Genomic DNA, 23,777 nt, shown 5'->3' with positions numbered 1-23,777 from the left:
CCCGGATGACGGGTCGAAACGGGCCGGGTTCATTGTGCCACGCATCGGGATGTGGCACTAAAGCATTGTAAAGCTGGATAAAGGCGACGATGCCCCATTCCTTGCCGAGCAGACGGGCCGATGGTGTCAAGCGGCGACGCCCCCAGTGCCCGAGGCGGGAAGAGGCTAGTCAGGTATGGAGTGCCTTTCGGAAATCGCGACGCGCTCAGCCGCAGGCGGATCTGCAGGACACTTCCAAAAACATACGAGGCAGTGCGCATGGCGAACGGAAGAGGCGGAGATCCCTTGGGAGACAAGGCCTATCAGGCCCTCGAGGACGCCCTGCAACCAAAATTCGATGACAAGGGCAGGCCGCGCGCTGGAGCACGGCCCGATGTCCGGGAGGCAAATGTGGCTGACAACATGAAGCAGCGTCCGAAGTCCGGTCCCGAACAGGGTGCGCGCAGGCCCGGAGCCGAAGGCGGTCGCGCCGCCATGCCGGAAGGGCCGAAGGGCCAGTCGCAGCCGCCGGCCAATGACGGCCGCAGGTCGCCATCGGTCATGCTGCTCAATCTGGAAGGCGCCTCCATGAAGGCCGCCATGCGCAACGCCGCCCTGATGTCGATCCTCTGGGCCGTCATCGTTGTCGGCGTTGCGCAGACGATCTACGGCGAGCAGCTCTGGCAGATCTCCACCGTATCGGATGTCTTCGGCCTCCCCCGTCTCATTCTCATGCTGCTGGCGGTCGTGCTGCCGGTCATGATGTTCTTCGCCTATTCGGTGATGATCGCCCGTGCCCAGGACATGCGAAATGCGGCCCGCTCCATGGCCGAGCTGGCGCTGCGTCTCGTGGAGCCGGAAACCATTGCCTCCGACCGCATCATGAATGTCGGCCAGGCCGTTCGCCGCGAAGTGACCGCGATGAACGAAGGCATCGAGCGCACGATCGCCCGGGCGACCGAACTCGAGGCCCTCGTCCATTCCGAGGTCAACGCGCTCGAGCGCAGCTATGCCGACAATGAAATGCGCGTGCGCTCGCTCGTGCAGGAGCTCGGCTCCGAACGCGAGGCGATCACCAGCCATGTGGAGCGCATCCGCTCCTCCATCATCGGCGCCAACGAGCAGCTCAAGGAAGAGATGTCCCTCGCGACCGAGGAGATCGCCGTCCGTCTCGCGACCTCCGGCGAAGCCTTCGCCCAGATGATCGACACGCGCGCCGCCGCCCTTCTCGAGAAGTCCGATACGGCCGCCCAGACCATCAGCTCGCTGCTGACCGGCAAGGCCACCGCCATGGTGGACGCCCTCGATTCCTCCGGTTTTGCGCTTGCCCGAGAGTTCGACACGCGCCTTGAAGCGCTCAGCCAGACCATCGCAACCCGCGGTACGGAACTGCTCAGCCAGTTCGAAACCCGCGCCTCCACGCTGGATGCCAACACGGAGCGCCTGAACGCCGCGCTCAACGAGCGTGCCAACCAGCTGAACGAAACGCTGATCGCCCGCACCCGCGAGATCAACGAGAGCCTGACCAGCGGCCAGACCTCGATCGCCGGCACGCTGGACGACGTGCTGTCCAAGCTCAATGCAAGCCTGGACGACAAGAGCGCGACCTTCCGCCAGAACCTGCAGCTGACCGCCGACGAGGCCGTGATGGACCTCGATATCCGCTCGGGCTTCTTCGTGGAGCGCATGCAGGCGACCACCAGCCAGCTTTCGACCGTCTTCGACGAGCGCTTCGCGGAATTCTCCGAGGCCTTCGAGCAGAAGTCCGGTTCGCTCGACACCAAGCTCATGGAAAGCCTCGCCCGCATCAACGAGACCCTCTCCGGCGGCGCGGAATCGCTCGACAGCATCCTCTCCACCAGCATCGACCGCCTCGGCAGCTCGCTGAACGACCAGTCCTTCGCCCTTGCCACGGCGCTGGGCACCGGCCAGGAGGTGATCGAGAACGCCATCGACAGCCGCGTGCGCGAAATCACCGGCACGCTCGAGCGTCGCAGCAACGAGATCACCACAGTCCTCAGCGAAACGGCACAGAGCATCAACAGCAACCTCGCGGAACGTACCGGCGAGATCGCCTCGCAGCTTGGCGCCCGCGCCGAGGAGTTCACCGTCACGCTCAACAGCAAGACGAACGAGATCACCTCGACGCTTGCCGAGAAGACGTCGGAACTCACCAGCGAGCTCGACTTCCGCACCATGGAGCTGACGGCAGCCCTCGGTGCACGCTCGGAGGAAATCACCTCCGCGCTCAGCAACAAGACGACCGAAATCACCTCGGTGCTGACCGAGAAGACTTCGGAACTGACGACCGAGCTGGACTACCGGACCATGGAGCTGACGGCGGCGCTGGGCGCCCGTTCGGAAGAGATCACCACGGCCATCGCCTCGAGCACGGAGGAGATGAGCACCTCGCTCTCCAACCGCATGACCGAGATGAGCGACGCGCTGGAAAACCGCACCCGCGAATTCAAGTCCGTGCTGGATCACCGTTCCGAGGAGATCACCACGGCGCTTGCGGACCGCACTGCCGAGATCTCCGGCGCCCTCACCGCTGCCGAAGCCCGCATCGACACCGTCATGCGCGACCGCAGCAGTGCGCTCGTCGAGAAGATGTCCGGCAATGCCGATCGGCTCGATGAAAATCTGGCGTCCGCCGAAATCCGCCTCGATGGACTGCTGCGCGAGCGCGGCCAGGCCATCACGCAGGCGCTGGATACCGGCAGCTCCGGCATTGCAAGCACGCTGGTTTCCGCCGAAAGCCGCATCGATGCGCTGATGCGCGAACGGGGTGCCGAGCTTTCCAATGCCATCGCCACCAATACCGCCGAGATCGGCGATACGCTGGACGCCCGCATGTCCGGCCTCAGCGATATCTTCGCCGGCGGCAACGAACGCCTGACGGAAACGCTGGCCGCACAGACGGCGACGCTCTCCGACATGGCGGAAACCACGCAGTCCGCGATCAACGAGACGCTCGGCCGCCGCGCGGACGATTTCGCGCTGGTGCTCGAACAGGGCCGCGCCCGGATCGAGAACACCATCTCCGTCCGGTCCGAGCGCCTTGCCGATGCGGTCGAGGCCAGCCGCGGCGATCTGGCGAAGACGCTGGACAAGAAGGCCCAGGAACTCGCCGATACGCTTTCGGAAGGCACCCTCACCCTCGGGCTTTCGCTGGAAACCCAGGTGGCCACCGCCCTCGATGGCGTGGCGGATGCGGAGACCAAGCTCACCGAAGCGCTCGACCGCAAGGCCGAAGCCCTGCGCCAGGCCTATGACGACAACCAGCAGCGCCTGCAGAACGTGCTCGAAGGCTCCGCCTCGCGCCTGGAAAACACCATTCTCGTCGGCGCCCGCCGCATCGAGGACACGGTGTCCAGCACGGTCGGCCAGATCGACGGCTCGCTGTCGACAAGCGCGCTCCAGCTCGAACAGACGCTGAATTCCGGCGTCAGCCGCCTGACGGATTCGCTCGAGCGCACCTCGTCCGAACTCAGCACCACCGTGCTGACCGGGGCGGTGCAGATCGAAACCTCCCTCAGCACCGGCTACGAGCAGATCCACGGCTCGATCACCGAGGGCTACGAAAAGCTGCACGGCTCGCTCACCACGACCCACGAGCAAATCCGGTCGACGCTCGAAAGCGGCCATGCCAACCTGGACGAAACGCTCCGCACGGCCCGCAGCCAGATGGAAAGCGTTCTCTCCGAGCAGACCATGGCACTCGGCACGACCGTCGCCACCAGCACCAGCATGCTGGAACTGTCGCTCGAAGATCAGGGCACGGCCCTCCGCCAGGCGATCGAAAGCTCGTCGCGCGACATGGAAACCCGCCTGCGCGGCACCGCCGGCATGATCGCCAGCCAGCTGAGCAGCGCGGCAAACGAGGTCAACACCGCCGCGACCGCTGCCGCCCAGCAGGTCGAGCACACGGTCGACGTCCTTGCCGCCCGCATGATCGATACCGGGGCACGGGTCGAAACCGGCCTCAATGCGGTCGAGGATCGCATCCGCGACGGCGTCACCGGCGTCACCCTGCGTATGGACGAAGCCGCCCGCACCTTCGGCGACACGCTCACCGAGCGGGTTCAGGATCTCGACCGCGTCAGCACCGAGGCCACCGGCCGCCTCGCCGACGTGCTCGACACCCGGGCCGCGACAATTGCCGAAACCATGGACACCCGCACCACCACCATCGACCAGCGCCTGCAGCAGATCGACGGTGCGCTCTCGGTCGGCCTCGACAACGTCAACCGGACGATCGAGGAAAAGGCCGCCGGCCTCGCCATCACCCTTCGCGGTGCCGTCACCGATGCCGCCGGCAATCTGGAGGCGGAAGTCAGCCGCACGGCAGAGATGCTCGACCGCGCCAGCGACAGCTTCCTCGAAAAGGTCGGCCAGAAGAACCTGGAGTTCACCCAGTCGGTGGAAGAGCGCTCCGAGCGCATCGTCAGCCGCGTGACCGAATCCCAGAACCGTCTTGCCGCCCAGGCCGCCGCCGTCGCGCAGACCTTCTCCGCCGCCGGCAACGCCATCGTCAACAAGGTCAGCGAGGCCGAAGGGCTTGTCAGCAGCCAGGTCCAGGCGATCACCGAAGTTCTGGCCGGTGCCGAACAGACACTGACCACCCAGGGCACCGCAATCCGCGACAGCCTCGGCAACACCCGCCAGGAGCTCACCGAGACCCTGTCGGACGTGGAGCGCGCCCTGCAGGCCCGCAACGAAGCGATCAAGACCAGCCTGGAAACCCAGGCCCGCGAGATCGACGGCACCCTGTCCCAGGTGGACAAGGCGCTGGAAGCCCGCGGCAGCGCCGTGCGCAGCGCGCTCGACGAGCGGACCCGCGAGCTCAACTCGATGCTGTCGGGCCGCGCGCAGGAGCTCAGCCAGCTCGTGGACGAGAAGCTCATGCCTGCGGTCGATACCTTTGCGGCCACGGGCCGCGAGGCGGCCGACCAGATCAGCATGGCAGCCCGCACCAGCGCGGAACGCCTGCGGCAGGAAAACGCAGCCCTCATGGATGCCATGGTCCAGCGCGCGGAAAGCACCGCCGCAAACCTCAGCGTCGTCGAGAACACCCTGTCGGAGAACGTCAACAGCCTCATCGACCGGCTCTCGCAGAGCAACACCGGCATTGCCGCCACCGTCGGTCGCGCCAGCGAAGATCTTCGCGGCGTCAACGAGGCCATGGACCAGACCGCCAGCCGCTTTGCGGAATCCGCAGAGCGCGCGGCAGAACGGGTTACCGCCTCCACGCGCTTCCTCGAAGGCAAGGTCGACAAGCTTTCCGGCATCTCCGCCGATACGCTGGCGCAGGTATCGAACATCGTCGCCCGCTTCTCGGATCACTCCAAGGTTCTCGGCCAGGCATCCGACCTGCTCTCGGCCGCGCAGACCAACCTCAGCAGCACGCTGGAGGACCGCGAGGAGGCACTTCGCCAGCTTGCGATCGGCCTCGTGCGCCGTTCCGACGAAATCGCAGGCACCATGCGCTCGCTCGGAGAGATGGTGGACGGAGCCTTCGACCGCGCCGAGCAGCGCTCGCAGCAGGTTGCCGGCAGCCTGCGGCAGGGCTTCCAGTCGTCCTTCGCCGATGTCGGCCGCGTGCTGACCGAGGCCGAGAAGAAGACCCAGCAGGTCGCCGAGACCCTGCGCGAAACCATGTCCAAGGCGGGCGAGGAAGCCAGCCAGTCGCTGGAAAAGTCGTTCACCGACGTCAACCGCCTGCTTGGCGAGACCGAGAAGCGTTCGGCAACCGCTGCGGAAGCCCTGCGCAACACCGTCGCCTCGGCCGCACAGAATGCCAACCAGCTGCTCGAAGGCGCTTTCGGCGAAGCCGAGAAGCGCGCCGCAAACCTGTCGGAGCGGATGCTCTCCAGCCTCACCGCTTCGCTGGCGGAAATCGACCAGGTGGCCGATGCTTCGGCGAAGAAGTCCGGCTCTGCGGCCAATGCCATGCGCGAGGCACTGCGCCAGGCAGTAGAAGATGCCGTTTCCCGCTTCGACGGTGCAACGGAAGAAATCCGTCGCTCGGCAAACGAGATCCGCAAGGAACTCGACATGACCCGCAACGAGCTGAAGCGTGGTGCCTTCGACCTGCCGGAAGAGGCAAAGGAAAGCGCGGCCGCCATGCGCCGCGCCGTCTCCGAGCAGATAAAGGCCCTGCAGGACATCTCGCAGATCGTCGGCAAGTCCACGCGCCAGTTCGAAGTGTCCGACCAGTCGATGCGGGCCATGGCCGCGGCGCAGCCTGTCGCCCGGCCGAGCACCCCGGTGCTGCAGGACGACGACGCGGATCTCCGGGGCACGCTTCCGATCGAACGGGCGGCACCGCCGGCCCGCATGCCGGAACCGCCGCGCCGTGAGCCGGTGCGCGAGCCCCCGCGTCAGGAATTCCGCCGCGAGGCCGCACCCGAGCAGCCGCGTCCGGAAATCCGCGAAACCCGGATCGAAACCCGTCCCGAGCCCCGCATCGAGGCCCGGCCGGAAAACCGGTCCGAAGGCGGCGGCTGGATCAGCGATCTCCTGCGCGGCGCTTCGCGCGAGGAGCCGGAGGATGTCGCACCCGCCCCTGCCCCGCGCAGTCCCATCCCGGCAAGCCGGCCGGTCATGGAAAGCCCTGCCCAGCCCCGCGCCAACGATACCCGCAACCCGCGGCACATGGTGGAATCGCTGAACTCGCTCTCCGTCGATATCGCCCGCGCCATCGATCACGATGCCTCGGTGGATCTCTGGCGCCGCTATCAGCGCGGCGAGCGCGATGTCTTCACGCGCCGCCTCTACACGCTGAAGGGCCAGCAGACCTTCGACGACATCAAGCGGAAATACGAGCGCGAGCCGGAATTCCGCCAGGCCGTCGACCGCTACATCGCCGATTTCGAGAAGCTTCTGGGGGATGTCGCCCGCACCGACCGGGACAAGACGATCACCCAGTCCTACCTGACCTCGGATACCGGCAAGGTCTACACCATGCTTGCCCACGCCTCCGGCCGGTTCAACTGACCGGAAAAGCCTCGGAAACCAAAAAGGGCGGCGCTTCTGCGCCGCCCTTTTTCGTTGATGTCCGAAGCGAAGTGCCCTCCGGAAACGGGAACGGCACCCCGAGAGGTGCCGTCATGATGGTCCGGGAATAAAGGATCGCCCCGTCAGAGAGACGTGAGCACCCAGGCAACGATGTCATCGGTCACGCTGGCAAAGGCACGGTCGAGGGCCTTCACGAAGGAGGGGTTGCCGCTGCCGGCAGGCGCTTCCGCGCTGAAGCTCTTCTGCGCCCGGATCGTGCCGTTGCGGTCGTTGAGGAGCTTTACGGAAATCTCCACCCGGGCAACCGAAGAGCCGCCGGTGACGATTTCGAAGGCCCGGATATCGGAGACGATCTGGTCGTCGATCGCCAGCCCCTGCCCCGGCTTGCCGACGCCGGCAAGCTTGCCCGTGTTTTCGAGCGCCTGAACCAGACGGGCCTGGACGAGGCGCGGAAGGCGGTCGGCCCACTGGGCCTTGGAGAGATACTGGATCTCCGATCCGCCCAGACGCACCACGATCTGGTCGCTGTCGAGCGCCTTGACGGCAGTCGGCTCCGTCACCAGCACCTGCCGCTTGCGCGCGGGTGCCGTCACCTGCGGCGTCAGCGCCGAGAGATCATAGGTATCCGGCGCGGGTCCCGTGCCGCAGCTGGCAAGAAGAACTGCAGCAAGGGCAAGAACCATCCCCCTGCGGGCGGCCAAGATCGAAGCGCCCCCGCTCGCGTTTGCAAACATCATGGTCCTCACCGCCTGATACGCCCGTCATACTGTTTCACCGTCTCCCCGCCAAAGATCAGCCTTTGCGGGTTACGGTCGAAGTTTGTAATCGTCTGGTTGAGATCCTGCACCGTGCGGCGCGTTTCGTCCACCAGGGTTTGCACGTCCCGCAAGCCGGAATTGGAGAAGCGGGAGAGATTGTCGGCAATCGGCCCGATGCGGGCATTGAGGTTTTCCGCCACCTCCCGGAAGGAGATCACCGTCTTGCGCGCCTCGGCAAAGAGCGATTGCCCGTCATCCGAGCTGACCAGGCCGTCCACCTTTGCCAGAATGCCGTCCACCCGGTTCGATGCCGCGTTGAGCTTCTTGGCCATGCTGGTGATGTCGGAGACCATCTGGTCGATCTCCTGGCGGCGGCGTTCCACATCGTCGGTAACGCCGCGGATGGAAGCGATGGCCTTGCGGGCATCGGCGGCGGCAGCGGACACGTCGTCCACGGCCTTGCCTGTCTTGGCAGGATCGATGGAGGCAACCAGCTTGTCGACCCGTGCAAGCGTCTCGTTGGCCCCGTCGCCGAAACGCTTGAAGCTGTCGGCCGTCTCCTGAACCTTCTTGACCGTCGTTTCGATCTCGCCGGAGGCAGAGGCGAGGTCGTTCGAGACCTTCTCCGCATTGGCAAGGATCGTGTCTATCTTCTTGGCGTCGACCGCCTTCACGAGATCTTCGGCGGCCTTCAGCGTCGCGTCCAGCCGGCCCGATACGCTCGTGACCGTCTTCGACAGCGTGCCGACGCTTTCGAGGAATTCATCCACGCCATCGGCATTGTCGCTCAGGGCCTTCGAGAAGGTCTCCGCATTGCGCACCGTATTGGTCAGCGGCTCGCGCGAGTCCGCCACGAACCCCTGGATATCGCCGATTGCCTTGTCAGCCCGACCGAGGATCTTGTCCGCGGTGGCGAGCAGGTTGGTCACGCTCGACTGATCCGCGAGCAGCACCGCGCGCTCGCCCTTCTTGCGGGCTTCCTTCAGCAGGTTCTCCTCGCCGGTGCTGCCGCCGGAAAGCTCGATATAGGCGGCGCCCGTCAGGCCCTGGATTTCGAGAATGGCCTTGGTCGATCGATAGATCGGCGCATCGGCACTCACTTCGGTGAAGGCGACGGAAAACTGCGGATCCTCCGCATCGATGGCGAGGCTGCGCACCGTGCCGATGGAGATGCCGTTGAAGCGCACCGGCGAACCGACCGACAGGCCGTTGGCAGAGCCGGGAATGCGGATGACCAGCTCGTCCATGGGGCCGCCGCGCCCGTACTGCGCCATCCAGTAGATGAAGCCGAAGGCCGCTGCGATGACGATCACCGCAAACAGTCCGACAATGGCGTAATTGGCTTTGGTTTCCATGGATCGATCAACACTTTCCGGGAGCGGCGCGGGAAGAACGCGCGGACGTTCCGTTTTCCATCATCAGCATGTCATGGCCGGGCATCTTCGGTCCTCACGATGGAGCGGGCCCGCTTGCCGCGAAAATAGGATTGCACCCAGGGATCGTCGAAGGCCAGCATGTCCTCGACCGTGCCTTCCACCAATACCCGCTTCTTGCCGAGCACGGCAATACGGTCACAGACGGAAAACAGGCTGTCGAGGTCGTGGGTGACCATGTAGACCGTGAGACCCAGAGTATCCCTGAGCTGGGCGATGAGTTCGTCGAATTCCGCCGCCCCGATGGGGTCGAGACCGGAGGTCGGCTCGTCGAGGAAGACGAGATCCGGATCGAGCGCCAGTGCGCGCGCAAGCGCCGCGCGCTTGATCATGCCGCCGGAAAGCTCGGAGGGGTACTTGTCCGCCGCATCGGGCGCAAGGCCGGTCAGCGCGATCTTCAGATGCGCAAGCTCGTCCATCAGTTTCTGCGGCAGGTCGAGATATTCGCGCATGGGCAGCTGGATGTTTTCCTTCACGGTCAGGGAGGAAAATAGGGCGCCATGCTGAAAAAGCACCCCGAGCCGCATGTCCAGTGCCGTCCGCTCCGCTTCCGAGAGCTGGTCATAATCCTGGCCGAGAATGCGGATCGTGCCGGAGCGCCGGGGAAGAAGGCGCAGCACCGTCCGCATCAGCACCGACTTGCCCGTGCCGGACGCGCCGACGAAGCCGAGGATCTCCCCGCGCCGAACGTCCAGGCTGAGCTGGTCGAGGATGACTTTCGATCCGAACCCGACCGTGAGGTCCTCTACGGAGAGAACTATCTCGTGATCCTGCGGGGTGCCCTTCTGCATGTCCATCCGTCAGAACCCTATCGAAGCGTAGAACATGGCGAAAAGCCCGTCCATGAGGATGACGACGAAGATGGACTTCACGACCGATGCGGTTACCTGCTTTCCAAGGCTTTCGGCGCTGCCGCCGACCTTGAGCCCTTCCACCGCCGCCACCACGCCGATCACGAGCGCCATGAAGGGCGCCTTGACCATGCCGGCGATGATGGTCGAGAAGGCCACCGCCTGGTGAAGACGCGTCAGGAAGACCTCGAAGGTGATGCCGGAATAGGTGAAGGCCACCACCGCGGCGCCGAAAAGGGCGGCAAAATTCGCCACGATCGTCAGCAGCGGCAGCACCACGGCAAGCGCAGCAAGACGCGGAAAGATCAGCACGCCGACCGGGTTGAGACCCATGACCAGCAGCGCATCCACCTCCTCGCGCATCTTCATCGAACCGATTTCGGCGGTGATGGCGCTGCCCGAGCGGCCGGCGATCATGATCGCGGTCAGAAGCACGCCCACCTCGCGCAGCTGCAGGATGCCGACGAGATCGACGACGAAGATCTCGGCACCGAAGTAACGCAGCTGGAATGCGCCCTGCTGGGCGATGATGGCGCCGATGAGGAAGGACATCAGCATGATGATGGGCACGGCGCGCACGCCCATGTTGTCCATCTGGTTGACGACGGCTGCCGGAGAAAGCCCGCTGTGCCGCCCGAACTTGAGCTGGGCCCCCCGCACCGCCGCGCCGAGGATGTTCATGGCGGAGATGCTGTCTTCCCAGAAATCGTAGACCGTCCGGCCGATCGGCTCGAAGAGGCGCTGGAAGAGGGTCCGTTTGGCACCGGCGCTGGCGCGGACAGCCTCGAGCCGGTCCGGCAGCGCGCCGATCAGCTCCTTCATGGCCGGCGTCATGCCGCGGGTGCGGACTTCGCAGCCGCGGTCGGCGGCCGAAACCATCATCTGTTTCAGCACCCATGCGCCGCTGGTGTCGATCTGGTCGACGTCGGTGAAATCGAGTTCGAGGCGCTGGCCGCCCGCTCTCTGGCCGAGCTCGTCCACCGCGCCGAGAACGGGCGGCAGGCTGGTGTTGCGCCATGCGCCGGACAGGACGATCCGCTCGCCCATGCCCCCGTCGAGGGGCTGGGTGGTCAAGGAGGCGGCGGGTAAGGCGGTACTGTTCACCTTGCGGATTACTCTTGACGCTGAATCACAGCTTGAGGGTTTACCATAGGTTAATGTCCGTAGCGTCCTGCTATTTCACGGTAGGCCCGGAAATAATCGATGCTCTTCATCCGCCTGTTGCCGGAATGCCCGCCGCTGCCGGTCGGCGAGCCCGGCCGAAGGCGGCAATGGCGACGCCCGCGAGCACCACGAAGGCCATGATCGTGTAGGCATGCACCCCGAAGGCCACGTTGAGATAGCCGGAGACGAAGGTCACGACCGCAAGGAACGAGCCATTGTAGAAGTAGTACGTCCCCTGGGCGGAGGCTTCCTGCTCGCCACCCACGGTCTCCACGATCAGGCGCTGGATACCGATATGGCAGAAGCCGAAGGTAAGCGCGTGCATGCTCTGCAGGAACAGGAAGGAGACATAATCCTCCGGCAGCGGAAAGAGCACCCATCGCACCAGCGCGGCAGAAGCGCCGATCCCCATCAGCGTCCATGCGGAAAAGCGGACGTAGAGCCTCTTGGAGAAGACGAAGGTGAGGATTTCCGCCAGCACCCCCGTCGCCCAGAGGAAGGCGATGCTGGAGCCGGTAAAGCCGAGCTGGATCCAGTGGATGGAGGCGAAGGTATAGAGGATGGCGTGGCTCGACTGCACCACGGAAACCCCGATCATCGCAAGCTGCAGATCGATGCGCCGCAGGGTGCGCGGCGCCGGCCGCACATCGGATTTCGGCCGTTCGGACCGCCCGGTGCGCGGCGCGGCGAGCCCCATCATCACCATCAGGAAGAAGCCGAAGACCATGCCGTAGAGCACGACGCCGCCGCCCCAGGCCTGGATGGCATAGCCGCCTGCGAGCGTGCTGAAGATGAAGGCCACCGAACCCCAGAGACGCATGCTGCCGTAATCGTAGCCCCAGCGGCGCACGCCGGTCAGGAAGAGCGACTCGGCAACCGGCACATAGGGCGAATAGACGGCCCCCTGAAGCGTGTAGAGAAGAAGGACCGGCAGGAAGCCCGCGGCACCGAACAGCCCCAGCGCCGTTGCCAGCGACAGCAGCGCCGAAGCGATCAGCACCCAGGCGCGGTCCGGCAGCCGGTCCGCGATCATCGCTGCAACCGGCATCACGAGCACGCGCACGATCAGGGGCACGCCCTGGATCACGCCGATCTCGTAATCCGAAAAGCCGAGGCTTTTCAGGTAGACGGAAAAGAACGGCAACGCCATGCCGTTGACGATCATCGGAGAACAGAAGACGAGCGAACTGCGCGTGCGATACCAGGGCGGCGGCGCCTCTGGATGAAGGGTATGAGCGGACATGACGGGCCTGATGCGGCGCGGAACGGGAGGAATGCGCCGTGATTCGCCGTACATTAGCAGGCCGGGAAAAAGCTTCAATTCTCGATCGGTTGAAAAGCGCGGCCTTTCGTTGCGGCTGCTACCCGAAAAATCGGGTAAGTCGGGCAGCTCACGCAGCCGCGGGCGGAGCGATCCTGAGAAGGGGCTTCTCCGGCGGACGGGCCGCATCCAGAACCTGGCTCCAGGTGATCAGCTCCAAGCGCCCGTCCTCATGCTCTGCGATGGCGGTGCAGCTTTCCACCCAGTCACCGGTGTTGACATAGTGGATGCCGTCGATGTCGGTCATGATGGCATGGTGGATGTGCCCGCAGATCACCCCATGGGCATCGTTGCGCCGCGCCTCGTCGGCAAGCACCGTCTGGAACTCGCCGATGAAGTTCACGGCGCTTTTCACCTGCTGCTTCGCCCATGCGGAAAAGGACCAGTAAGGCAGGCCGCACAGCCGGCGGATGGCGGCGAGCGCCTGGTTGATGTGCATGGCGATGTCATAGGCCCAGTCGCCGAGATAGGCGACCATGCGGGCATTGCGCACCACGACGTCGAACTCGTCGCCATGCATGACGAGATATCTGCGGCCGTCGGCCGTTTCGTGGAAGGCCCGGTCGGCAACCTCGATGCCGCCGAAATGGCGGCCGGGAAAGGAGCGCAGGAACTCGTCGTGATTGCCGGGGATGTAAACGATCCGCGTGCCCTTGCGCGCCTTGCGCAGCAGCTTCTGCACCACGTCATTGCATTCCTGGGGCCAGTACCAGCTGCGCTTGAGCCGCCAGCCATCGACGATGTCGCCGACGAGGAAGATCGTCCCGGCGTCGTGATGGCGCAGGAAATCCAGGAGGAAGGCCGTTTTCGCGGCCTTCGATCCCAGATGAACGTCGGAGATGAACAGGGTGCGGAAGCGGCGGGTTTCGAGATCCTCGGTCACGGGCGGCTCTCTCTTCATGGAAAGATCGGGTAACCCGTTAAAAACAGACTCCTGTTTCAGCCTTGTGACAGGTGCTGTGGAGAGAGCGAGGTGCGAAAAGCGGCATCATTCGCGAAAGTCTGAGGCGAAACGAACGCCATTTTCCGTATCGGGCCTTGTTTCCGCCGGCTTTCCTGTCCTATTCCGGACATTCTGTTTGCGGCACGAAGATGGAGAATCGTTCAATGGCGTCCGGGGGCAACGACAAGATCGGCGGTAAACTGAACGAGGCGGCCGCACGGGCCGATCTCGACGAACAGGCGCTCTTCTATCACCGCTATCCCGGCCCCGGTAAGCTGGAGATCCAGGCCACCAAGCCTCTCGGAAACCAGCGCGACCTCGCTCTTGCCTATTCGCCGGGCGTTGCCGCTCCCTGCCTCGCCATCCGCGACAATCCCGAACAGGCTGCCGACTACACCGCCCGCGGCAATCTCGTCGCCGTCATCTCGAACGGCACCGCCGTTCTCGGGCTGGGTAATATCGGCCCCCTCGCCTCCAAGCCCGTCATGGAAGGCAAGGCGGTGCTCTTCAAGAAGTTCGCCGGCATCGACGTCTTCGACATCGAGATCGATGCGCCGACGGTCGAGGAGATGGTCAGCACCGTCTCCGCGCTGGAGCCCACCTTCGGCGGCATCAATCTCGAGGACATCAAGGCGCCGGAATGCTTCGAGGTGGAGCGTCAGCTCCGCGCGAGGATGAACATCCCGGTCTTCCACGACGACCAGCACGGCACAGCCATCATCGTGGCAGCCGCCGTGCTGAATGCCATGGAGCTCTCCGGCAAGTCGCTGTCGAGCGTCAAGATCGTCGCCTCCGGTGCCGGCGCGGCGGCGCTCGCCTGTCTCAACCTCCTCTGCCTGCTGGGGGTGAAGCGGGAAAACATCTGGGTCCACGACATCGAAGGCCTCGTCTACAAGGGCCGCACCGAGCTGATGGACGAATGGAAGGCCATCTACGCGCAGGAGACCGACAAGCGCTCGCTCAACGAGACAATCGACGGTGCCGACGTGTTCCTCGGCCTTTCCGCCGCCGGGGTGCTGAAGCCCGAGCTGCTGGCCCGCATGGCGGAGAAGCCGCTGATCATGGCGCTTGCCAACCCGGTTCCGGAAATCATGCCGGCGCTTGCGCGCGAGGCGCGTCCGGACGCGATGATCTGCACCGGCCGTTCCGATTTTCCCAATCAGGTCAACAACGTACTCTGCTTCCCCTACATCTTCCGCGGGGCGCTCGATTGCGGCGCCAGCACCATCAACGAGGAGATGAAGATGGCCGCGGTGCGTGCGATTGCCGCGCTCGCCCGCGAGGAAGTTTCGGAAGTGGCCGCAAGGGCGCTCTCGGGCGAAACGCCGGTCTTCGGACCGGATTACCTGATCCCCTCGCCCTTCGATCCGCGGCTCATCCTGCGCATCGCGCCGGCCGTGGCGCGCGCCGCCGCGGAAAGCGGCGTGGCCGCCCGCCCGATCACCGATTTCGACGCCTATCTCGACAAGCTGAACCGCTTCGTCTTCCGCTCGGGCTTCGTGATGAAGCCGATCTTCACGGCCGCAAAGGTGGCGGAGAAGAAGCGGGTCATCTTCTCCGAAGGCGAAGACGAGCGCGTGCTGCGCGCGGCACAGGTTCTGCTCGAGGAAAAGATCGCGACGCCGATCCTCATCGGCCGTCCGGAAATCCTCGAAAGCCGCCTGAAGCGCTACGGCCTGCGCATTCGCCCGAATGTCGATTTCGAGGTGGTGAACCCGCAGGGCGATCCCCGCTATCGTGACTATGTGGACGATTATCTTGCCCTCGTCGGAAGGCGCGGGGTCATCCCGGAAGCAGCGCGCACCATCGTGCGCACCAACACCACGGTTATCGGCGCGCTCGCCGTTCGCCGCGGCGAAGCGGACGCCCTGATCTGCGGCCTCGAAGGGCGCTACGAGAAACACCTGCGCGACGTGCGCCAGATCATCGGCAAGCGCGAGGGCGTGCTGGATTTCGCGGGCCTCAGCCTGCTCGTCTCCCAGCGTGGCGCGACCTTCATGACCGACACCTACGTCACCTTCCAGCCGAGCGCGCAGGAGATCGCCTCGATGACGGTGCTCGCCGCCGCAGCCGTGCGCCGCTTCGGGATCACGCCGAAGGCGGCGCTGGTCTCCCACTCCAATTTCGGCTCCCGCGATTCCGAGAGCGCGCGCAAGATGCGCGAGGCGTTGCAGCTCGTGCGCGAGCAGGCGCCGGAGCTCGAGGTTGACGGGGAAATGCACGGCGAATCCGCGATTTCCGAGATGCTCCGCCAGAAGGTGATGCCGGCCACCACCCTGTCGGGAGAGGCGAACCTGCTGGTGTTCCCCAATCTCGACGCGGCAAACATCACCATGGGCGTCGTGCGCGCGATGACGGACGGCCTGCATGTGGGCCCCATCCTCCTCGGCACCGCGCTTCCCGCCCATATCCTCGCCCCCTCCGTGACCTCGCGCGGTGTGGTCAACATGGCGGCTCTGGCCGTCGTGGAAGCCTCTCACCCCGCCTGAGCGGGACAACCTCACGTTACGTTACCTTGTTGGCGCCACAGGCCCTTACGTTCAGTAAGGCAGCCTGTGGACGGCGTGCCTGCCCGTTAAGGTAAACATCAGAGAGGATTTGCATCCATCTCTGAGCAGCGGCATTGTGGCCTCGATCTCCAGGACCGGAACCTTTTGGTGCCCTTCGGTATTTTACGAAGGCCTCGCTTAGCTATTCCGCTTGGAAGCTCAACCTCTTACACCATGCCTGCATGGAGGACCCGCCGTGCCCAGATCGCTGTTGACCGCTCTCATCGTCCTGCCGTCGCTGGCGCTGGCCGGCGGCAATGCAGAAAGCGCAAGCCTCTGCGACCGGCTGGCCGCACGGCTGAACCAGATGCCTGAGATCATCGGATCCAGCACATCCGCGCATTACAAGTCGGAATCGCTGTTTCGCCTCAACCGGGCCGAAATCGCCATCCGGCGCGACATGCGCCGGCTGCAGTGTCCCAGCAACAGCGTCATCGTCCTCGGCGACGAAAACGAGCAGATCTGCTCGGCACTCGGGGAAGAGCTGGCCGATGTGCGTGCGCGCAAGCAGCAGTTCCAGGAGCTTCAGCCGGTGCTGAGCCAGGCAGTCGACGACGGAACGGGCATGCTGCCTGCCATCCTTCGGGAAATGCGCCGGGCCGGATGCGATATCCAGGGCAGCCAGCGCGATGTGGAAATCATCGGCAGCGGCAGCCGCCAGGCGTCTTTCGTGGAACCCGTATCCATGGAGACGCAGGACAAGGCAGCCTCTGCCGAGGGCGGCGCGACGCGCCAGGACCTCGCCACCATCCTTGGCGACAATGCGGAAGCCGACTACGGCACTCCGGACCCCTATGGCATGATCGAGATCCGCCCGGGCGACACGCCGGAAATCGAAGACGGCAAGATGGCGTCCGTCACGCTTCCGAAGCTGGAAGGCCAGGACCTCATCGAAAGCAGGGGCTCGATCGACACGCTGAAGACACAGCCGGTTCCGGCACCGGAACAGCCGGCAGCGGCCTTGCCGGATCGCGACTACAATCCCGACGACCCGAAGGTCCGCAAGATCGGCCCCTCCTTCCTCGCGGAAAAGGACGATGGCATCGATCTGACGAAGCCCGAACAGGCGACGTCGATCCAGTAGCCCTCCCGCCGGCTGCCCCACGCGAGAAAGCCGCCTTTCGGCGGCTTTTCCATTGTTGTCGGTCAGGTTGCCGGCAGCCGTTACGCCGCGCGGGCGTAGCCGCTCTTGTCCACCCGGAACTGGCTCACCTGATGGTAGAGGGTGCCGGCCCCTTCCGCGAGACGCTGGACGGTGTGATTGGAATCCACCACCATTCCCGCATTGTGCTGGGTGAATTCGTCCATCTGCGTCATGGCCGCATTGATCTCGTGGAGGCCGGTGGCCTGTTCGCGCGCGGAGTGGATGATCGCCACGATATCCTCATGGATGGCGCTCACCTGCGTCTGGATGATCCGGAGGATGTCGCCGGTCTCGTTGACGAGGCTGACGCCGGAGCCGACAGCCTGCTCGGAGCGCTGGATGAGGTTCTTGATTTCCTTTGCCGCATTTGCGGAGCGCTGGGCGAGCTCGCGCATCTCCTGGGCCACGACCGCAAAACCCTTGCCCGCTTCACCGGCACGCGCCGCCTCGACGCCGGCATTCAGCGCCAGGAGATTGGTCTGGAAGGCGATTTCGTCGATCACGCCGATGATCTGGCTGATCTGCCGCGCGCTTTCCTCGATGTGGCCCATGGCGGCAATCGCCTTCTGCACCACGGCATCGCTTTCATGAGCCTGCCGGTGGGCCTGCTCCACCTTGTGGCCGGCATTTTCCGCGCGGCTGGCGGTATCGCGAACGGTGGAGGTGATCTGGTTGAGGGCCGAGGCCGTCTCTTCCAGCGCGGCCGCCTGCTGCTCGGTGCGGTTGGCGAGCTGGCTGGCCGAGGTCCGCATCACCGAACTGTCGTTCTGGATGTCGTGCGCCACGGTGATGATGCCCTGGATCGCCAGCTGCAGACGCTCGGCGGACTGGTTGAAGTTCACCCGCAGCCGGTCGTAGTCGCCTTCGAAGGGGGAGGAGATGCGGATGCCGAGCTGCCCGGCGGCAAGGCTGCCGAGCGCGCTGCCGAGGCTGTCCACCACCGCTTTCGTGCGGGCGAGATCGGCGCTGCGCTCCGCCTCCGCGGCCAGCCGGGTTGCCCGGGCAGCCTCGCGGAGTTCCGCCTCTTCCCGTTCGGCCCGGCGCTTGGCGAGAAGGTTTTCCTGAAAGCCGCGATAGGCGCGGGCGAGATCGCCGATTTCGTCGCCACGCTCCAGGCCATCGAGGTTGCGATCCACATGGCCCTCGGCAAGAGCGTTCATCGCCTCCGTCGCCTTGACCAGCGGACGCATGAGCCGCCGCGACACGAAGATGCTGAGGCCGATTCCGCAGCAGAGCATCAGCGCTGCCAGTCCGCACATCAGGCGGAACAGAGCCGCGGCTTCGGCTTCCAGCGCGGCGGTGTTGACGCTTGCGGCCTCCTCGAGCCGGTCGACATAGGCGCCGACGATCTTGCCCGTCGCGTCGATCTCCGCCTGAAGATCGTCACACACCTTGTCGAACTGCCCCATCAGCGGGTTGCCGGCCTCGGGTCCGCCGGACATGTAGGCCTTCGCCATCTCGATGCCGGTCTGATGGAAGCGGTCGAAGCGTTCGGAAAGGCTGTCGAGAACCGGTACCATCTGGTTCAGCCCGGCCTCCTGGGAGAGCGCCTTCAGCTTGTCCACCTTTTCATGCAGGCTCTTGGCAGACCCGGCCGCAAGGGCAAAGCCGTCGTCGAGCCCGTCCATGCCCCTCGTGGCAGAAATATCGGTCAGCGATTCCTGCGTGCTGACGATGTCGAGTTCGATCCTGAGCTGGAGATCGGTGATGAGCCGCGCCAGATCCTGCGCCCTCTCCTGCTCTTCGGCGATGGTCATGCTGCGCCGCAGCTGCTGGGCGGACATATAGTCGGAACCTGCAAGAATTCCGGTGCTGACGAGTACGAGGCCAATGATGGCGGCAGGCACGGCTTTACCCAGCCGAACATGATCGAGGATCATTCGAACATCCTTTGAGACGGGAGGCATAGGGGGAAGGAAGCGCCGACAGGCGGGCTGACGAGCATCATGCGCCGGCGAAACGCCGTTCAGTCCTGTTACTTTTCACTGACAATTTTTAACATGAGTTTAATCAAGAATGAATTCAGGTATAAATATTCCACCAAGCGTTAACTATAGAATGCAAGTTTCATCCTGCTACAACTGACGGTCGAGTTGGCAAGCTTTCGTTAACCATGCGGGGGCTGCCGCCGGGGCCATCCTGCCCTTCCGGCAGCCCTGTTTCTGCTCAAGGCTTCCGTTCGCCCCAGCTCTCCTCGAAGACCAGCTCCTCGAGCGGCAGGCGCTGGCGCCAGCCCTTCACGGAAAGCTCCGGCTCGGCGTAGAGCTCGTTGACATAGCCGGCGCAAAGCCAGGCGACGATCTCCACATGGTCCGGGATGCCGAAGATCGGGCGGATGTCGCTGTCGTGGAAGATGCTGACCCACCCGATGCCGATCCCTTCGGCCCGCGCGGCGAGCCAGAGATTCTGCACGGCGCAGACGGTGGAATAGACATCCATGCGCGGATTGTGGGTTCGCCCCAGCACCACCTTCCCGCCCCTCGTCGGATCGCAGGTGACGCAGATGCTCAGTGGCGCCTTGAGGATCCCCTCGAGCTTCAGCGAGCGGTAACGCTCCCGACGCTCGCCCTCGAACATCGTCACCGCTTCCTCGTTTGCGCGGTTGAAGGCTTCCCAGACGGCGCGCCTCTTATCCTCGCTGCGGACGAGGAGGAAGTTCCAGGGCTGCATGAACCCGACCGAAGGGGCAGCATGCGCCGCCTTCAGCAGGCGCGCGATCACCGGCTCGGGTATCGGATCGGGCAGGAACTGGTCACGCACATCGCGGCGCGTCTCGATGGCGCGGTAGACGGCCTCCCGGTCGGAAGGCAGAAACGGTTCGGCATGGACGAGCGGACTCGGTCTTTGGGCAAGCATCGTTCGATCCCCAACAATGCGGCTCCCCTGCTGCTGTCCATGCAGCCGGGGCTATGGCATCAGGCCGGTCTTCTGACTGGGCATCAACCGCTTGCCGGCGCGCCTTCCCGGTTTCCCAGTGGCGTGGTCGTTCGACCATATGCAGGCAGGCGTCCGCCTCACAGCGTTGGGCACGTTCCGGACTTGCACCGGATTCCCGATTATCCGCCGGAGAACCGGCGGCACCTGAATGGTTGCTTATCCCGCGCGGGAGCCGATTTGGCAAGAGGTTTCAGGAAACGGCCGCTCCCTGCAGGATGCCGCGCAGGCTTGCCAGAACGGCCCGGTTCCGCCCGCCGTTCTTGGCGGCGTAGAGGGCGATGTCGGCCGCCTGCAGGATGCTGCGGGCATTGCCGCCATGGTCGGGGAAGAGTGCCACGCCGGCACTGCAGCCGACGGCAAGGGGCAGGCCTTCGAATTCCACGGGCAGTTGCGCGTCGATGACGAGGGCATTGGCCAGCGCCAGGCTATCCTCCGCCCCCTGTACTGCATCGATGAGGACGAGAAATTCGTCGCCCCCCAGCCGCGCCACCATGCCCCTTTCGCCGATGCGGGCACGGAAACGGCCCGCAATTTCCCGCAGCACCGCATCGCCGGCGGCATGGCCGAAGCGATCGTTGACCGCCTTGAACTTGTCGAGGTCGAGCGCCATCACCGCGAAGCCCTGCCCCTTGCGGGTCGCCAGCCGCTGGAGATGCTCGTCCACCGCCATGCGGTTGGCAAGGCCGGTGAGGCCGTCATGCTTGGCAAGAAAGCGGTTCTTCTGCTCGCTCTTCTGCAACGCGCCCACGAGCAGGTTGAAGCGATAGGCGACGAAGCCCATGGAGAAGGCCGCCAGCAGGGCCAGCACCAGCGCCCGCGGCAGGGCGGCATCGAGAATGTAGGGACCCGGCGCGTTCGGTTGCCATGTCACCACATAGAGACCGTCCGGCGAAGCCTTGCTGATTGGCAGCGATGCCGCACCCATTTCCTCCACGTGATCGATGGGTGTGAAGCGCAGGCCCGAGATCGCCAGCCGCTCGTTCATCAGGCCCAGCATCCGGTCCGAGATCGGCTTGACCGTCACCATGAAGGTCGGCTCGCGGAACCGCGCGGGGATGTCGAGGCTCTGCGGCACCACGGCCTGGACGACCACGATGCTCATCCGTCCGTCGATCAGGCGGATGTCGGCGGCGTGAATCTCCGGCACCTGTGCGCGCAGCACTTCCCGGTCGCTCGGCGGCATGAGCACGCGATAGCCGTCATCGACGGGTGCGAGGACCTTCTCGTAATTGTGCTCGGCCTCGTCGATCAGGTCATCGATGCGGGCGAGGAGGCCGGAGGCGCTTTCCGGCGGCTTGACCCGCCCGCCATTGACGGAAAGCCGGACCCGGTGATCGGCCCGGGCAAAGACGATCCAGGAGAAGCCGTAATCGTTCCACAGGCCCTGCTGAAGGTTCCTTGTGACGAACGCCTCGTCGAAGCGGTCCGCGCGGGTTTCCGCCACCGTGACATCCCAGAAGGAGATGGTCGACTGGTAGCGGGCCGCCTCCTCGATCTCGCGCTGCAACTCGCGCTGGATCAGCTTGCGCTCGGTTGCGAGGCCGAAGCGGTTTGCCTGGTGAACGGAATAGCCGAGGATCAGCAGAACGCTGGCGGCGAAGATCAGAAAGATGATGGCGCAGGCGGCGTAGATGCTCCACGTCACCCGTTTCGTGCCGGTCCCCGGCGTCCCCTGATAAGGCTGAGTGGTCAGCATCCCCGTCTTTCCCGGCTCCCCGAAAGCCGAGCGGGTTTGTAAAAAGCCGGACATCCCTGCCGTCCGTCATCGCCCCCGCCGATTGTCGCCTGCGCGGTTGCGGACGGTCCCTGTCCGTCCGCCCGTTCGCCGGCAGACCGTCCCGGAAAGGATACGGCCGGCCGGCAATTGCCGTGCTTAATAACAATCTACGAATAAGCGCCTTAAGATTCCCCTACACGGGGTCTCATCCGCGGTCGCGGAACCGGTTCGTAATGGGATAGCGGCGATCCCGCCCGAAGTTCTTGCGGGTGATCTTCACGCCGGGAGCCGATTGCCGCCGCTTGTATTCCGCAAGATAGAGCAGGTGTTCGACGCGGTGGACGGTGGCGGTATCATGCCCCCTGGCGACGATCTCCTCCACCGACATCTCGCTCTCGACCAGGCATTCCAGGATGTCGTCGAGCACGGGATAGGGCGGCAGCGAATCCTGGTCCGTCTGGTTGGGACGAAGCTCGGCCGAAGGCGCCTTGTCGAGGATGTTCTGCGGGATCACCTCGCCTGCCGGGCCAAGCGCGCCCGGCGGCATGTGCGTGTTCCGCCAGGCGGAAAGCCCGTAGACCTGCATCTTGTAGAGATCCTTGATGGGGTTGAAGCCCCCGTTCATGTCGCCATAGAGCGTGCAATAGCCGACGGACATCTCCGACTTGTTGCCGGTCGTGACCACCATGGAGCCGAACTTGTTGGAGATCGCCATGAGGATGGTGCCGCGTGCGCGGCTCTGCAGGTTCTCCTCGGTAATGCCTTCCTCCGTGCCCTCGAAGACATCCGAGAGGGCGGACAGAAAGCCCGCCACCGGCTCTTCGATCGGCACGACCTCGTAGCGGCAGCCAAGCGCCCGGGCACAGGCCTCGGCGTCCTTCAGCGAGTCGCTCGAGGTGTAGCGATAGGGCAGCATCACGCAGCGCACCCGCTCCTCGCCCAGCGCATCGACGGCAAGCGCCGCACAAAGCGCGGAGTCGATGCCGCCGGAAAGGCCGAGCACCACGTTGCGGAAGCCGTTCTTGTTCACGTAGTCGCGGAAGCCCAGCATGCAGGCGCGGTAATCCGCCTCCTGAATGTCGGGAAGATGCGTCACGCCGCCATCCCGGCAGTACCAGCTGCCCGCCTCGCGCTTCCACGTGGTCACGGAAAGCGCCTCCTCGAACTGGCTCATCTGGAAAGCCTGGCTCTTGTCGGGGTTGAAGGCGAAGCTCGCACCGTCGAAGACGAGCTCGTCCTGGCCGCCGAGCTGGTTGGCATAGACAATCGGCAGCCCGTGCTCGATCACATGCTTCAGCGCCACCTGGTAGCGCACATCCATCTTGTTGCGGTAATAGGGAGACCCGTTCGGCACGAGGAAGATTTCCGCGCCGCTTTCCGCAAGCGTTTCGCAGACGCCGAGCTCGCCCCAGATATCCTCGCAGACCGGAATTCCCAGCCGCACGCCGCGGAAATTGACGGGACCCGGCATGGCGCCGGCATGAAACACACGCTTCTCGTCGAATTCGCCATAGTTGGGCAGATCAACCTTGTCGCGGATGGCGATCACCCGGCCGCCATCCAGCACCGCCACCGAATTGTAGCGCCCGGTCTCGTCCTGCCGGGGAAAGCCGATGACGACGCCGGGACCGCCATCGGCGGTTTCCGCGGCAAAGGCGTCGATGGCCGCGCGGCAGGCATGCAGGAAGGCGGGCTTCAGCACCAGATCCTCCGGCGGATAGCCGGAGACGAAGAGTTCCGTGAGCAGCAGGAGATCGGCGCCCTGCCGCGCCGCGTCGGCGCGGGCATCCCGCGCCTTTGCAATGTTGCCCTTGATGTCGCCGACGGTCGGGTTGAACTGGCCGATGGCGATGCGGATGGTATCGGTGATGTCGGGTGCCTGGGTCATGGGCTTGATGTAGCGCGAGGGATCGGTGCCTGCAATGCGCCGCAGGCGGTTTTTGGAAGGGGAAGGATCACGA

At 64.8% G+C, this 23,777-nt stretch carries 13 protein-coding genes and 1 riboswitch; of the genes, 3 read left to right on the top strand and 10 right to left on the bottom strand.

Annotated elements, in window-relative coordinates:
* Positions 1 to 258 precede the first annotated feature (258 nt).
* Positions 259 to 6,978, top strand: coding sequence for an apolipoprotein A-IV repeat region-like domain-containing protein (locus tag GGR23_RS08860; protein WP_183365858.1), 6,720 nt, complete (start codon positions 259 to 261; stop codon positions 6,976 to 6,978).
* 143 nt (positions 6,979 to 7,121) lie between these two features.
* Here the strand turns inward: GGR23_RS08860 and GGR23_RS08855 are convergent, their stop codons facing one another.
* From GGR23_RS08855 to GGR23_RS08830, 6 genes are all read right to left on the bottom strand, one after another.
* Entirely contained in the window at positions 7,122 to 7,733 is a 612-nt protein-coding gene (locus GGR23_RS08855) for an ABC-type transport auxiliary lipoprotein family protein (protein ID WP_183366362.1), read from the bottom strand.
* An 8-nt stretch (positions 7,734 to 7,741) separates the two neighbouring features.
* Positions 7,742 to 9,112, bottom strand: a complete 1,371-nt coding sequence (locus GGR23_RS08850; RefSeq protein WP_183365857.1) for an MlaD family protein — start codon at positions 9,110 to 9,112, stop codon at positions 7,742 to 7,744.
* Between the two features lie 71 nt (positions 9,113 to 9,183).
* Positions 9,184 to 9,987, bottom strand: coding sequence for an ABC transporter ATP-binding protein (locus GGR23_RS08845; RefSeq protein WP_183365856.1), 804 nt, complete (start codon positions 9,985 to 9,987; stop codon positions 9,184 to 9,186).
* A gap of 3 nt (positions 9,988 to 9,990) precedes the next feature.
* A complete protein-coding gene (locus tag GGR23_RS08840; protein ID WP_183366361.1) occupies positions 9,991 to 11,088 on the bottom strand; it encodes an ABC transporter permease in 1,098 nt (365 codons plus the stop codon).
* A 163-nt stretch (positions 11,089 to 11,251) separates the two neighbouring features.
* Entirely contained in the window at positions 11,252 to 12,448 is a 1,197-nt protein-coding gene (locus tag GGR23_RS08835) for an MFS transporter (protein ID WP_183365855.1), read from the bottom strand.
* Positions 12,449 to 12,596: 148 nt separating this feature from the next.
* The gene (locus GGR23_RS08830; RefSeq protein WP_343066641.1) at positions 12,597 to 13,409 is read right to left on the bottom strand and encodes a UDP-2,3-diacylglucosamine diphosphatase; all 813 of its coding nucleotides are present in this window, start codon (positions 13,407 to 13,409) and stop codon (positions 12,597 to 12,599) included.
* Positions 13,410 to 13,633: 224 nt separating this feature from the next.
* On the opposite strand from GGR23_RS08830, the gene GGR23_RS08825 reads away from it, so the two are divergent.
* Positions 13,634 to 15,958 carry an NADP-dependent malic enzyme gene (locus tag GGR23_RS08825; protein WP_183365853.1) on the top strand — a complete coding sequence of 775 codons (2,325 nt, stop codon included), beginning with the start codon at positions 13,634 to 13,636 and terminating at the stop codon, positions 15,956 to 15,958.
* Between the two features lie 256 nt (positions 15,959 to 16,214).
* The gene (locus tag GGR23_RS08820) at positions 16,215 to 17,102 is read left to right on the top strand and encodes a hypothetical protein (protein ID WP_183365852.1); all 888 of its coding nucleotides are present in this window, start codon (positions 16,215 to 16,217) and stop codon (positions 17,100 to 17,102) included.
* A gap of 80 nt (positions 17,103 to 17,182) precedes the next feature.
* On the opposite strand, the gene GGR23_RS08815 is transcribed toward GGR23_RS08820, so the two are convergent.
* The 4 genes from GGR23_RS08815 to GGR23_RS08800 all read right to left on the bottom strand — a co-directional run bounded on the left by GGR23_RS08815 (position 17,183) and on the right by GGR23_RS08800 (position 23,704).
* A complete protein-coding gene (locus tag GGR23_RS08815) occupies positions 17,183 to 19,042 on the bottom strand; it encodes a methyl-accepting chemotaxis protein (protein ID WP_183365851.1) in 1,860 nt (619 codons plus the stop codon).
* A 286-nt stretch (positions 19,043 to 19,328) separates the two neighbouring features.
* Entirely contained in the window at positions 19,329 to 20,018 is a 690-nt protein-coding gene (gene bluB, locus GGR23_RS08810) for a 5,6-dimethylbenzimidazole synthase (protein WP_183365850.1), read from the bottom strand.
* Between the two features lie 45 nt (positions 20,019 to 20,063).
* Positions 20,064 to 20,262, bottom strand: a riboswitch (cobalamin riboswitch).
* Positions 20,263 to 20,289: 27 nt separating this feature from the next.
* Positions 20,290 to 21,795, bottom strand: a complete 1,506-nt coding sequence (locus GGR23_RS08805; RefSeq protein WP_183365849.1) for a diguanylate cyclase domain-containing protein — start codon at positions 21,793 to 21,795, stop codon at positions 20,290 to 20,292.
* A gap of 226 nt (positions 21,796 to 22,021) precedes the next feature.
* A complete protein-coding gene (locus tag GGR23_RS08800; RefSeq protein WP_183365848.1) occupies positions 22,022 to 23,704 on the bottom strand; it encodes an NAD+ synthase in 1,683 nt (560 codons plus the stop codon).
* Between the last annotated feature and the right edge of the window lie 73 nt (positions 23,705 to 23,777).

The organism is Gellertiella hungarica, from assembly GCF_014197145.1.
Taxonomy (GTDB): Bacteria; Pseudomonadota; Alphaproteobacteria; order Rhizobiales; family Rhizobiaceae; genus Gellertiella; species Gellertiella hungarica.
Note: the sequence above shows the minus strand (reverse complement) of the source record. Positions and strands in the feature narration are given on the sequence as shown.

What these genes read in the sequence shown, in the direction of transcription:
- GGR23_RS08860 (WP_183365858.1), top strand. Translation starts at nt 259, where the DNA reads ATGGCGAACGGAAGAGGCGGAGATCCCTTGGGAGACAAGGCCTATCAG.
- GGR23_RS08855 (WP_183366362.1), bottom strand. Translation starts at nt 7,733, where the DNA reads ATGTTTGCAAACGCGAGCGGGGGCGCTTCGATCTTGGCCGCCCGCAGG.
- GGR23_RS08850 (WP_183365857.1), bottom strand. Translation starts at nt 9,112, where the DNA reads ATGGAAACCAAAGCCAATTACGCCATTGTCGGACTGTTTGCGGTGATC.
- GGR23_RS08845 (WP_183365856.1), bottom strand. Translation starts at nt 9,987, where the DNA reads ATGGACATGCAGAAGGGCACCCCGCAGGATCACGAGATAGTTCTCTCC.
- GGR23_RS08840 (WP_183366361.1), bottom strand. Translation starts at nt 11,088, where the DNA reads ATGGGCGAGCGGATCGTCCTGTCCGGCGCATGGCGCAACACCAGCCTG.
- GGR23_RS08835 (WP_183365855.1), bottom strand. Translation starts at nt 12,448, where the DNA reads ATGTCCGCTCATACCCTTCATCCAGAGGCGCCGCCGCCCTGGTATCGC.
- GGR23_RS08825 (WP_183365853.1), top strand. Translation starts at nt 13,634, where the DNA reads ATGGCGTCCGGGGGCAACGACAAGATCGGCGGTAAACTGAACGAGGCG.
- GGR23_RS08815 (WP_183365851.1), bottom strand. Translation starts at nt 19,042, where the DNA reads ATGATCCTCGATCATGTTCGGCTGGGTAAAGCCGTGCCTGCCGCCATC.
- bluB (WP_183365850.1), bottom strand. Translation starts at nt 20,018, where the DNA reads ATGCTTGCCCAAAGACCGAGTCCGCTCGTCCATGCCGAACCGTTTCTG.
- GGR23_RS08805 (WP_183365849.1), bottom strand. Translation starts at nt 21,795, where the DNA reads ATGCTGACCACTCAGCCTTATCAGGGGACGCCGGGGACCGGCACGAAA.
- GGR23_RS08800 (WP_183365848.1), bottom strand. Translation starts at nt 23,704, where the DNA reads ATGACCCAGGCACCCGACATCACCGATACCATCCGCATCGCCATCGGC.